Origin of the sequence: Methanosarcina sp. DH1, from assembly GCF_020804205.1 — an archaeon.
Lineage (GTDB): Archaea > Halobacteriota > Methanosarcinia > Methanosarcinales > Methanosarcinaceae > Methanosarcina > Methanosarcina vacuolata.
Genome location: NZ_WJBJ01000010.1, coordinates 33,857 through 45,817, shown reverse-complemented (window position 1 = coordinate 45,817; position 11,961 = coordinate 33,857). Strand labels below are relative to the sequence as shown.

The following is an 11,961-nucleotide window of genomic DNA, read 5'->3' as shown; positions in this document are numbered from 1 at the left end:
TTAACCTTCCTTGCTTAATACCATCCAGAACCCAGAGTCATCCTGGACTACATGACAGGGAATCTCTGTCTGCCTTCCAGCTTCCTTTATATCCTGAAGGTTTTCAGGACTGAGACGTTCTTTTGAACTTGTATGCCAGTCCGGATCTATTTCAACCATTTTTTCAGAGATCTGTGCTCTCAACTCTTTTGTGCCGAAGCCACCTCCTACCCATGCCTGCCCACCCGGAGCAAGAACGCGAGAAATCTCATTAAAGGCAACAGGCAGGTCATTCCAGAAAAATACGGAACCACGGCTTACTATGAGGTCTGCACAATTATTCCTGAAAGGGAGCAGGTGTACATCAGACTGCACAGGAGCAACTTTACCTGAAATGCAATGGCGGAAAGCTTTGTTTTTTGAAAGCCTGCACATCTCAGTTGAAATATCGACTCCATATACCTGCATATCCGTTATTTCCGCAACAGCAATTCCGAGGGATGCGATACCGCATCCCAGGTCAAGGCATATACCTTTCTCTATCCCGCTTTGCTTGACAATATTAGCAGCTATTACAGGGTAGATGGGGGCAAAGATATTCTCTGCAATATAGGGAAAGCCCGGAGATTTGTCTTTCTCGCTCACGTCTTGACCTCTGCTGAAGGGTTAAGTAGTGTATCAAGTTCTTTATCTGTGAGATTATAATGGAAGAATTCCGAGTAGAACTCACGGGTCAGTTCGGAGAGGTCCATATCTGTGAAAAGATCAGGATACAGCATTTTTGCAGTCCAGGCAGTTCCGAGAATAAGGTGAGGGCCCTGTGGCCTGTCAATCCAGCAGAAAGGATTCTGAGGAGCAAGGTACACTCTTTTATTTTTCACAGCATCTACACTTGACCAGAGAGAATCAGAGTAAACTGTTGAATAGAACTGTGGATTTGAAGTGATGATTACCTCAGGGTTCCAGTTCATAACCTGTTCGATTGAAACCTGCGTCATGCCATTCCCTGGCGTAAGCTGACAGTCTGCAACGTTAATGCCACCGCAGATATCAATGACCTGGGAGTGCTGAGAACCTGAAGGATCGGTCATTAGCCCTTTTGGACCTTCGGCATAATAAACACGTACTTTCTGGTCTTCAGGAATGTCTTTTACAGTGTTATTTATCTCACTAAGGACTGAACTGCGGAAATCAATCAGTTTTTGTGCCTGGTCTTCACAATTAAGAAGTTTACCCACATATTGTATGGTAGGATCAGATTTGTTGACGAAGATAATAGAATCATTAACAGCCACTACAGGAATGCTTCCAAAATTTTCCTGTCTGCGCTCTATAGCCTCATGGATTTCCCCATCAGTGGTGTATCCTTCAATTACAATGTCAGGATGCATGTTGATTATAGTTTCATAGTTCCCGGTCTGTGTCCCGAACCAGCCCCCTATTACAGGCAGGTTTGAATAGTTTTCAGCCATGAAAGGTTGAGTAAAATTATTTTTGAAGTTCCACCCTGCAAGTTTGTCCGGAGCAAGCATATACACGAGGATGGTGGACGGCGGAGAAGTGGCTACAACTGAAGAGATTTCCGCTGGCACAGTTAACTGCCTGCCCAACATGTCGGTGATCTGTATCGTGCTTGAGTTTTGAACAGCCTGCTGATTCGCATTTTCTGCACATCCACAGGATGCAACAGCCAGAACCAGAATAGAGAGTAGTAGTATTGTACTTATTTTTCCACGCATAGAAATACCTGACCGACTTTTATAGTTTAATCGTTATGTTTGCATGAACATAATGTTATAAATATATATTCTTACAGGTGGAAACTGGAAAAACGCTCTTGAACACGCTTTTTACAAAGTTTCTTCGTTTTTACGGTCGACTGATAGTTTTCAGCATGTTTGCTATATCAGTTAATTGTTTTCATGGCAGATTAATAGGAAAACGGTAACCTATTTCCTACTACTATATATTTATAAGTTTGCTTTTTACGATTTATAGATTAGTCAGCCCACTTTCCGCAGAAAAAGTGTAGCATATTTGCAATCGCGTCTGTTATCGATTTTTAATTTGACACGACTTTATTGGATTTCGATGCAGGAGTTAAAAATAGTGAGATGACCATGTTTAAGACGGTTAACAGTTCGATGCTGTTGATTTTTCATTTCAACTGCGTAAGTCCTATAGACATCACCAAAATCACAGTTATGTCTTTTTCACACAATGAATATCGTCATAAGACGCTGAATTAAAACAAAAAACAACTATAGATTGGCTTATTACTGGACTCATTATAAGACGGGAAAAGAAAATTGAGAATTACTTTGCTATTCCTCATTTCGCGTGTGCATGGATAACATTTAGAGAGCAAGACTTTTTGGAGAGGGTCTAAGCGAATCAGCACGGTTCGCAAGTTATATATAATAAATCGCATATGAGTAATTTGATGGTAAATAGAGTTAAACGCAGGGTATCGTGCCTTCCAAAAGCCACATATTATAAACCCAGGAAGGTTTCTCTCTGCGATCTCGAAATTATTAACTTATCCATAGGAGAGCTTGAAGCTATCCGCCTTTGCGATCTCATTCACGTTGATCAGAACGAGGCCGCAGATATTATGGGTATCTCCAGAAAAACCTTCTGGAATGATCTGCAAAAGGCCCGACAGAAAGTGACTGATGCCCTTGTAAATGGAAAAGCAATAGAGATCTCCGGAGGAGAGTATATAAATAGAGGGGAGTGTAAAGTCGAATTCCTCTGCAGCGGGTGTGAGTATAGATGGGAATTACAGTGCAATACTGAGCACCCAGATAGCTGTCCAAAATGCGGCTCCGAAATCGTTTATCAAGTAGGCGGCAACGGAAGAGGAAATAATTTCATTGAGAACGATTATTGCTGCTCCAAAAGCAAGGGGAAAACAGCAGCGTTAAACGTTAAAGCAGGAAGTGTGAAAAATGACAAAAATTGCTATACCATCGATGAATGACAGTGGATTGGAATCTGACGTTTGTTATCATTATGGCTCATGCGAATATTTTACTATCGTGGATGTAAAAGAGAAAGATATTGAAAGTGTTAAAACAATAAGTAACCTGTCTCCTGAGATCGAGCATAATTGCGCTGCTCCGTCAAAAATTTTGGAATCAAATAATGTTAATGCTGTGCTCGTCGCGGGTATTGGCGGAAGGCCATTAATGTCACTGGCGGAAAAGAACATCAAAGTATTTGCAGGAATAAAGGGTAAGGTTTCCAATGCAGTTGAGGACTATAATAATGGATCGTTGCAAGAAATATCTATGAACGGCACCTGTAATTGTTCTCATCACTAAACTACTTAATTAACAATGCTTGAATTGGGGCTTGAATCAGAGCTATCTAAAGAGGTGGAACCGTAAGCCGACAAGAAACCAATTACTTAATTGACCTTATTCTGACAACTTTATTTTTTATTGTTGCAGTTACAGGTTTAGTTATGTATTTTTTAATACCTTCAGGAATTCCAAGAGGGCAATATATAGTATATATGGGATTAACGAAAGCTACCTGGATTTGGATACACAGCAAAGCAGGGATCTTGATAGTTATTCTTATAGTTGTCCATCTTATCCTGCATGGTCAATGGATTCTATGTACCACAAAGAGATTTTTCAGAATAGGAAAGAAAAACGCTGTTTGTGAGACTAATACAGTGACTGATAAAGTCCGATAAGAAAATTTTTCAAAGAGAATCTAAAAGTCGGAGTTGAGAGAATGGATATTAAAGAAATAAACAGATACGGGCAAGAACTTGTAGACTGCCTGAAACTGAAAACGTCCCCTGTTGCAGTAAAGCTGATCCCGAAAGGAGGAGAAATTCCCGAAGGAATGAAAGAAGTAGATGAGACTATGAGGCACTGCCAGCTGGTTGATAGGGTTAGAAGAACAGGTGAAGAGTTCTATACCCTTGGGGAAGACCAGATGTGCAAAGGCGGAGCCGGTGCAATGGGCCTTGGCGAAATGCCCCCAAAAGTCGCAAGTGGAGAATTTTATTTTAATAAACTCAAACAGTTCAGCACCCAGGGCGCTGCAAGGCGTACCCTTGAAAGAGTTCCAAAGCTTCCCCCAAACTCAACAGAAGCCATCCTGTATTCTCCTCTGGAAAAAACCACGTTTGTCCCTGATGTTGTTGTGGTTATCGGTTATCCTAAACAAATAATGTTACTTACACAGGCTGCAATGTATAAAGCAGGCGGCAGGGTTGAAGCGAGTTTTGCAGGAAAGCAGAGCCTGTGCTCAGACGGGGTTGTAAATGTATATAAAGAAGGCAAGATCGGAGTCACAGTCGGTTGCAGCGGTAGCAGGACATACACCAAAATCGCAGACGAAGAAATGATTATGGGAATACCCATTGAACTTCTGGCTGATGTAGCTGCTGGCCTCAAAGAAATTTGTCCGAAGTAAGTTTCGAGAAGAGTATCTTCAGGTTTATAAAGTTCGCTGAAATAACAAACTCCACAACCTGAGTGAATACTCTGATACATATTGTTTGTTTCATCATCTTGAAGCGGATCTGGATAGGTTTTACACAAGACCTATCTAACCTTCAAGTAAATAACTGTCACAAAATAATTTTATTTCTGATTAATAAAATAAATAAGATTCTGTTTTTGAGAGATACAGTAAATAAAATAAGATTTTGTATTTGAGAGATTCAGCAAATAAAATAAGATTCTGTTTTTGAGAGATTCAGTAAATAAAAATGTATATGCCCATGATGTATTTTATAAAAGGAAAAGAGGTTAATTAATCACTATTAAGTAACTTTTCTGGTTACACATATTAATTTTAGAATATTTTTGGAGAAAATTTACTTCTATTTTGTGACTTGAACTAAAATAAAGTCTTTTTGGAGTTATTAACTCTCAAAAGGTACAAGATACACGCCATCTGCTCTTTTTTGCCCTTTTAACAGCTCACAATGCCTCAGAATAGCAAACTGGTTCTCGGTTTCCAGAAGGGATATTTGAAACTTTTTTGCAATTTCTTCCTTTTTTGCCCCACCACTGGAGACGATAAATTCATAGATGGCTTTTTGTAATTCAGTCAGGCCCTCTGTACCTTCAAGCCCGGCCTCCTTTCTGAAGGCTTTCTTGGAATAAGCTGCCCAGGGGTCACAGACCTGAATCTTATGGTGAGCTTCTATGAAACAATCTTCACAGAAAACCTTGCCTTCCTCTTCTATACAATCTTCTTTTTCCATTTCACGCCCACAAATGTGGCATTTGACAGGATTGGTTATCTCTTCAGTCAATTTTTCACCTCATTTTTTCAAACGTTCAATTCATCCAGAATTGTAAGAACCACCACAGATCCATATGCTACTGCAGGCCCACCAGCCATTACTATGGCAGTACTGACAGCCTCCATAATCTCTTCACGGGTAGCTCCCAAGTTTACAGCCTCAGGAACATGCTTCCACAGGCAGGGTTCACAGCGAAGGGCAACTGCAATCCCTACCATCATCAGCTCTTTTGTCCTGGCGCTTAAAGCCCCGTCTTTGACGACTTCGGAATGAAGTCCCATTACAGCGTTCATCACTCCCGGGAGTTCCCCGGCCATTTCTTTCATCCTTTCATTCATCTCGGTTTTATCCATCAACCGTTCACCTCAGTATGCTTCAGAGTACACACATACACTGCATAAGAAATTCAAGAGTCAAAAGGCACCATATACATTTCTTCTCCCATTTTTCTCCACTTCAAAAGCTCGCAGTGCCGCAATATTGCAAGCTGGTTCATGGTCTCCTGCAAAGTGAGCTTGAAAAGCGTCGAGATCTTTTCGGGGGTTGCTCCTCCTTCTTCCAGGATAAATTCATAGATCTCTTTTTGCAGTTCTGTTAGTCCGTCTGTCCCTTCAAATCCGTGCTGTTTTCTGAAGAGTTTTTTAGAACGCACTGCCACAGGGTCTGCAAACTTTATTTTCTGGTGCCCTTCCAGATAACAGTCCTCACACATCGGCCTTCCGTTTTCTTTGACATATTCACTTCCCGGGATATTCTTTCCGCACCCCTGACACGTTACAAAGTAAGCTACAGATTCGTCAATTTCTCTGTTCCCGGCTTTATTCGTATTTATAAGGCCGTGAAACTCCAGATAACCTACTATTTCGTAAACTGTCGACCTTGATAACCCATATCCGGCTTTTGCTTTTTTTATAACGTCTCGAATATGAAATCCACACTCGATTTGGACTTCTTTAATGCATTCAAGGACTCCAATTTCTTCTTCATCCAGCACAAGCATCATTACAATCTCCGGAGCCAGAACCCATTCAGATTCAGTCTTATAAAGTAACGTTATAAAGGGGGACTAAGATCCCGACCAGCTCCAAAAACTGGACCTTAAAACGGGCTTTTACACTGAACTTTTTTCTATATCCATCAAATCAAATATTAGAACAGTGTTATTCCCATAAGTCAGTTTCTCTATCTATTTAATACTAATAGTATATAATGATTACGATATATTTATATATAAAAATTAGATTTCCGAAAAGAAAGAATAGTCAAAGAAGGAAGTCCTGTTCACACCGGAAAGTATATATGTGAAATGCATGATAATGTTATTTGTATATTAGTGTGTTTTACACTATGATGTAAATATTATCTAGATAAGTAAAACACATATTGAAAGATTCCCGCCGCATAACACTGACATTCCAATTACATCCACACTCCAGTTACACCGGCGAATATCATAAAACAGTGATCATAATGTCCAGAAACAAATACGGGCGACATACCCCTGCATTTATATTACTGTTCCTTGCAAAGGAACCCGCCTACGGATCTCTCTTGCTCAACAAAATGGAAGAAGAGCTGCCTTTCAATCTAATCGATGGGCCTTCCCTTTACAGGTCTCTACAGGATCTGGAAAAAGAAGGGGCTGTTGAGTCCTACTGGGACACATCAGAACCCGGGCCTGCTAAAAAGTGGTACAGGATAAACCCAAAAGGGATGGAAAAACTGGAGGAGTTCCGGCAGGACATAGAAATGAGAAAGAAAAACCTGGAATATTTCCTCAACGCATTCAGGAAACTGTGAACCCTGGTTACTCAAAAATAATAAGTTCATCCTGAAATTAAAAAACTCTCCAGAAATTCAAAAAATTGACATGAGATTCAAAAAAAAGATATGAAATTCAAAAAAAGGATATGAAATTCAAAAAGAGGATATGAAATTCAAAAAAATGGACATGAAATTCTTCGAATAACAGGCGCAAAGAAATGAAAGCACCTGAAAGCACTTTCATGCCAAATAAAATATCCCTTGAATTAAAAAATGGAAAAAATGTGGTGGTCCCCTGAGTGGTATAATTCTTTACGCCCTGGCTTTTATTTTTTTGGTCGTTTCCTTTTTCAAAGACCGGAAAAAAACGAAAATAGCTATCCTCAAAGCCTGGAAATCCTTCTCATCCCTTCTGCCGGAGGTTCTCTCAATTATGATGTTTGTGGGAATTTCTCTGGCAATCCTGAGCCCGGAAACGATCTCAAGACTGATTGGAGCGGAGTCCGGCCCATTCGGGATTGCAGTTGCCCTGATTGCAGGATCGGTTACCCTTATCCCCAGTTTTGTTACTTTCCCTCTGGGAGCTGCCCTTCTTAAAGATGGGGCAGGGTATGCCCAGATTGCTGCTTTTGTCTCTACTCTTATGGCTGTTGGAGTTATGACCCTTCCTGTGGAAATAAAATATTTCAACAGATACACGGCAATCCTCAGAAACATCTCGGCACTTCTGGTGTCCATAATTTTTACTGTCGTAATCTGGAGGCTTATGTGATGATAAGCAATGAAAACAATGCCATGAACCCCGGAATCTCCACCATGTTGAAGAAGTACAGGTTTGCGATAGGCCTTGCCCTTGTAATTGCAGCCATATATTTTACAAACAGGTCAGTTGGAACAGAAGCCTTTGACATATCCGTTTCGAATACAAAAGAAATGCTCAGCCTTCTCCCTCCGGTTTTCATCCTTGTGGGGCTGCTGGACGTCTGGGTCCCGAAGGAGACAATCATTCGATACATGGGAGAAGATTCCGGCTGGAAAGGAATACTTATGGCTCTTTTCCTGGGATCCGCAGCTGCAGGCCCTCTCTATGTCGCTTTCCCTATTACGGCTCTCCTCCTGAGAAAGAGAGCAAGGCTGGCATACATATTGTTTTTCCTGGGAGTCTGGTCCACCACAAAGCTCCCCATCTTACTTTATGAAATCTCATATATGGGACTAAAGTTCACAGCAATCCATGCAGCCGTTGGACTCCCTTTTTTCCTGTTGTTCTCAATAATAATCGAAAAGGTGATGCCGGAAGATTCCAGAGAATCCCTGTACAGGAAAGCCGAAATGGAGTTGCCCTGAAGAAGTCATACCCTGCACTCACACCCTCTTTCTTTCAGGATCTGAACCTGTTTGTCATAAGAATCCACAAACTCGTCCTGCACAGCTTTTCCTGTAGCAAGAGCAGGATCAAGAGGGGTATGATGTTTATAACCCCTTTCAGTCATTTCCCTGACAAGTGCTTCGTGCCGCAGATAAAGAGCTTTTAACTTTCCTTTCCATCGAAGGGTCTCGGGGTGGTGGGCATAAGCTTTCTTGTTATTGGTGATTATAGACCATAGAGCATGTAACTCACGGTGTTCCCCTAGAAGATGTTGCCTGCACATCTTCTCAGGAGGTATATCCCAGATTCTCATAAGATGAATTCCTGGCACATATAAGAAAGGGTTTTCGGAGATGGAGAAAAGTTTACTTAATCTAAAAATTAAAACCCATGTTCTGTGTCTGATTCTTTATTCTTATACATATTTACATACTATTTGAGAAAATATAGTCCATGAGACAGGGCATCCTCTGGTATTCTGGAATTTTTCTGCTGGTTATTATATTGGTTATTATATCCTTTTTATCCGCTCCTGCGTTTGCCCATGTGCCGGTCTTCGGAGGGGCCGGGAAAAGTCCTGAAACAGCAATCCATATTGAAGACCCTTCGAAATCAAGGGTGCTTTACGGAGAGCTTGCTTCAGGAGATCTTCGGTATTACAGTTTTAATGTGGAAAAAGGAGAGAGAATAGTACTCGGGCTCACTATTCCCGTTGAAGATGGACATAAGGGTTTTACCCCGAGCCTGATTCTTATCGGACCAGGACTTACGGACGAAGAAAAAATACCCGAGAGATTGGAAGTCCCCGAAAGATACGGTGCAAAAGTGCTTTCCTACAGCCTGCCTGAAAGCCCTGTATATGAGGGATTTACTCCAGGTGCCTTTTACTCACTTGTTAAGATCGATATCAAAGCTCCGGAAAGTGGAACATATTACATTGCAGTAGGTGCAATACAGGAAGCAGGTTCGAGAAAAGGAGAAGATGAAATACAGGAAAAAGGTTTGCAGGAAAGAGAAATCCCAGGAAAAGGAAATTATGGGCTAATTCTGGGATACAGAGAAACTTTTACCTTGAAAGAATGGGTATCCGTACCCCTGAGCCAGATAAAGATTTATCATTGGGAGGGGCAGGGACTGTTTTTGATTTTTACTCCGCTTGCGCTAACTCTTGCAGCCGGGATTCTAGCAATTTTCTTAAAAAGGGAGTCTATAGCCGGGTTTAATCCTGCACGCATTTCAGGAATACTTGCAGGCTTCTTCTTTCTTGGCACAGGAATGTCATATATATTTCAGATGTTGATCTCACTGAGTAAAAGTTCATTTTCCTCAGAAGTTTTTATTACTTTCATTCTGATTTTTGCCAGTGTAGGACTTGGAGTTATTGCAATGGCCTTAAGCCTCAAAGATGAAGGTTATGGCACTGGTTCCACAAAAAAACGGCTTTACTTCTCTGGTCTGGGAATAGCCGGGCTTCTGTTCTGGGCAGGGCTGTTCATTGGGCCTCTTCTGGCATTTGAAGCTGCAATATTACCCTGGAAGCGCAAATGATGAAGTTTAAACTCGAAAAATAATTTATTTAATGACATCATCCCAAAACCAATTTTATCGTATCCTCTTCAAATTGTACGGATAAAAACAGTAATATATTTTCAACCGAATAAATGTTTTATCCCAAAATTATTTCGCTTTTTAAACATCTTTTATTACAGTTGTATATCGYATACAGATGRCACATTATTTTACTTAAACTTTGAATTTGTTTCATTTTACGCAATCATTCCACRATACCAAAATGAAATTGGAATTTATTCAACATTTAACYTTTTGCGTCTCCTGCGATTGTATTATGAATTAGACTTCCAAATGGTTGTGAGTCTGCGAAATCATTTCAGGATACAACAAATTCGGATCCTAATTTGATTTCATTAGTAACTAATATATACGTTAAAAATGTATAAAGATCAAATTATTTTCATAATGTAACTAATTCAAACATAGTACTTCTAGAATAATTCTCTGAGAACAGTTATCTGAGAATAGTTGTTCGAGAATAGTTATCCGAGAATAGTTCAACATATGAAAAAAGGCTAGACCGAAACAGCCTCTGGTCTAGGCTGCCACCAAACAGATACGGTAAACCTGTATGCTAGCTTTCCGAATTCGATTATGGCTTTTTTAAATACACAAAAAGTAGCACGTTTTACTAATCTTAAGAGATCTCCAAAAGAAAAAGAGACATAAAGAGACATAATATATGAATTCAAAAAAATCAAGATTATGGACTAACGATTTTGTAGTCATTTTCGTTGAAAATTTTATAGCTGCTTTAAGTTTTTACTTATTGATGATAGTCATCTCTGGATATGCGATGGGTAAATTTAATTCATCACCAGGTGAAGCGGGCTTTTCTGCCAGCATATTCATAATTGGCGGACTTATTGCACGTCTGTTTGTCGGAAAATGGATCGGACAAATCGGTCATAAGAAGACCCTTTACGCGGGAGTTATTTTAAGCTTAATTATGACGCTATTATATTTTAGGATTAATAATATTTTTCTTCTGTTTACTGTCCGCTTTCTTCATGGCATGGGATTTGGCATTACTACTACAGCAACGGCTACAATCGTTGCAAATATTATTCCTCTGGAGAGGAAGGGTGAAGGGATTGCCTATTTCGGATTAAGTCAGATACTCGCAACCGCTATCGGCCCCTTTTTAGGTATGTTCATTAGCCAGCATGGCAGTTTCATCATGATTTTTGCTACCTGTGCAGTTGCCTCAGCAATCAGTCTTGTGATTCTGCCATTTTTATCACCCTTACATAAAATGGAATTAACAAAAGAACAGCTTGAGAAAATGAAGGGATTCAAATTTAACAACTTCTTTGAACCCAGGGTAATTCCAATTTCAGTTGTTTGTATGTTTATTTTCAGCTGTTATTCGAGTGTTGTGTCCTTCCTTGAAGTGTATTCCAAGGAAATTCATCTCGTGGATGCAGCCAGCTTCTTTTTCATAGTATATGCCGCAGTAATTTTAGTTTCGAGGCCGATTATTGGTCGACTGTTTGACTCCAAAGGTGAAAATGCAATCATGTACCCGGCAATTCTGATATTTACGGCTGGAATGATATTGTTTAGCCAAACTCATCACAGTTATACAATTTTGTTAGCTGCAGCTTTGATAGGGCTTGGATTCGGAGCTATACAGTCCAGTACTCAGGCCATTTCTGTTAAAATAACTCCACAACACCGTATGGGATTGGCGAATTCAACCTATTTTGCGTTTTCAGACATCGGAATGGGAATTGGGCCTTTGATGGTTGGATTTATTATTCCTTTTACTGGTTACAGAGGAATATACATGCTCATGGCAGTTTTTGCGGTGGTGTGCCTGCTATTGTATTATTTACTACATGGGAAAAAAGCTATGCGCCGCAAAGGTGTTGGACATTTCTAAATAGTGCCTGAAAGAAAATATAAACCTAAAAATCTACGAAACCTGAAAATCTACGAAACCTAAAAATCTACGAAACCTAAAATCTACGAAACCTGAAAATCTACGATTGTAATC

The 11,961-nt window shown here is 40.1% G+C and carries 14 protein-coding genes and 2 pseudogenes; 10 read left to right on the top strand and 6 right to left on the bottom strand.

Going from position 1 to position 11,961, the window contains the following annotated elements; genetic code table 11:
* Both FXW07_RS05205 and FXW07_RS05200 read right to left on the bottom strand, forming a co-directional pair.
* Positions 1-624, bottom strand: a complete 624-nt coding sequence (locus FXW07_RS05205; RefSeq protein ID WP_229394516.1) for a class I SAM-dependent methyltransferase — start codon at positions 622-624, stop codon at positions 1-3.
* Positions 621-1,718, bottom strand: a complete 1,098-nt coding sequence (locus tag FXW07_RS05200; RefSeq protein ID WP_229394515.1) for an iron ABC transporter substrate-binding protein — start codon at positions 1,716-1,718, stop codon at positions 621-623. Before FXW07_RS05200 ends, FXW07_RS05205 begins: the two co-directional genes overlap by 4 nt.
* A gap of 545 nt (positions 1,719-2,263) precedes the next feature.
* On the opposite strand from FXW07_RS05200, the pseudogene FXW07_RS05195 reads away from it, so the two are divergent.
* The 5 genes and pseudogenes from FXW07_RS05195 to FXW07_RS05175 form a co-directional block, all read left to right on the top strand.
* Positions 2,264-2,368 (top strand): annotated as a pseudogene (locus FXW07_RS05195) (IS5/IS1182 family transposase); the annotation flags it as partial.
* A gap of 42 nt (positions 2,369-2,410) precedes the next feature.
* A pseudogene (locus FXW07_RS05190) lies at positions 2,411-2,704 on the top strand (DUF134 domain-containing protein); the annotation flags it as partial.
* Positions 2,705-2,930: 226 nt separating this feature from the next.
* On the top strand, positions 2,931-3,305 hold the full coding sequence (locus FXW07_RS05185; protein ID WP_229394514.1) for a NifB/NifX family molybdenum-iron cluster-binding protein: 375 nt from the start codon (positions 2,931-2,933) through the stop codon (positions 3,303-3,305).
* Positions 3,306-3,394: 89 nt separating this feature from the next.
* Complete coding sequence (locus FXW07_RS05180; RefSeq protein ID WP_346655629.1) at positions 3,395-3,685, top strand: DUF4405 domain-containing protein; 291 nt, start codon at positions 3,395-3,397, stop codon at positions 3,683-3,685.
* A gap of 41 nt (positions 3,686-3,726) precedes the next feature.
* Positions 3,727-4,416, top strand: coding sequence for a DUF169 domain-containing protein (locus FXW07_RS05175; RefSeq protein WP_229394513.1), 690 nt, complete (start codon positions 3,727-3,729; stop codon positions 4,414-4,416).
* 454 nt (positions 4,417-4,870) lie between these two features.
* On the opposite strand, the gene FXW07_RS05170 is transcribed toward FXW07_RS05175, so the two are convergent.
* From FXW07_RS05170 to FXW07_RS05160, 3 genes are read right to left on the bottom strand one after another with little or no spacing between them, the layout of a single operon-like run.
* Complete coding sequence (locus FXW07_RS05170; protein ID WP_229394512.1) at positions 4,871-5,266, bottom strand: hypothetical protein; 396 nt, start codon at positions 5,264-5,266, stop codon at positions 4,871-4,873.
* A 17-nt stretch (positions 5,267-5,283) separates the two neighbouring features.
* Positions 5,284-5,610 (bottom strand): carboxymuconolactone decarboxylase family protein, encoded by a 327-nt coding sequence (locus tag FXW07_RS05165; protein ID WP_229394511.1) that lies wholly within the window; start codon positions 5,608-5,610, stop codon positions 5,284-5,286.
* A gap of 53 nt (positions 5,611-5,663) precedes the next feature.
* Positions 5,664-6,260, bottom strand: coding sequence for a hypothetical protein (locus tag FXW07_RS05160; RefSeq protein WP_229394510.1), 597 nt, complete (start codon positions 6,258-6,260; stop codon positions 5,664-5,666).
* Between the two features lie 467 nt (positions 6,261-6,727).
* On the opposite strand from FXW07_RS05160, the gene FXW07_RS05155 reads away from it, so the two are divergent.
* The 3 genes from FXW07_RS05155 (at position 6,728) to FXW07_RS05145 (ending at position 8,368) form a co-directional block, all read left to right on the top strand.
* Entirely contained in the window at positions 6,728-7,057 is a 330-nt protein-coding gene (locus FXW07_RS05155) for a PadR family transcriptional regulator (protein ID WP_229394509.1), read from the top strand.
* 298 nt (positions 7,058-7,355) lie between these two features.
* Complete coding sequence (locus FXW07_RS05150; protein ID WP_229394508.1) at positions 7,356-7,793, top strand: permease; 438 nt, start codon at positions 7,356-7,358, stop codon at positions 7,791-7,793.
* Positions 7,793-8,368 carry a permease gene (locus FXW07_RS05145; RefSeq protein WP_229394507.1) on the top strand — a complete coding sequence of 192 codons (576 nt, stop codon included), beginning with the start codon at positions 7,793-7,795 and terminating at the stop codon, positions 8,366-8,368. Before FXW07_RS05150 ends, FXW07_RS05145 begins: the two co-directional genes overlap by 1 nt.
* A gap of 5 nt (positions 8,369-8,373) precedes the next feature.
* Here FXW07_RS05145 and FXW07_RS05140 read toward each other — a convergent pair whose 3' ends face one another.
* Positions 8,374-8,703, bottom strand: coding sequence for a pyrimidine dimer DNA glycosylase/endonuclease V (locus FXW07_RS05140; RefSeq protein WP_048122486.1), 330 nt, complete (start codon positions 8,701-8,703; stop codon positions 8,374-8,376).
* 140 nt (positions 8,704-8,843) lie between these two features.
* On the opposite strand from FXW07_RS05140, the gene FXW07_RS05135 reads away from it, so the two are divergent.
* The gene (locus FXW07_RS05135) at positions 8,844-9,938 is read left to right on the top strand and encodes a hypothetical protein (protein WP_229394506.1); all 1,095 of its coding nucleotides are present in this window, start codon (positions 8,844-8,846) and stop codon (positions 9,936-9,938) included.
* Between the two features lie 706 nt (positions 9,939-10,644).
* A complete protein-coding gene (locus FXW07_RS05130; RefSeq protein WP_229394505.1) occupies positions 10,645-11,847 on the top strand; it encodes an MFS transporter in 1,203 nt (400 codons plus the stop codon).
* Positions 11,848-11,961: the final 114 nt, after the last annotated feature.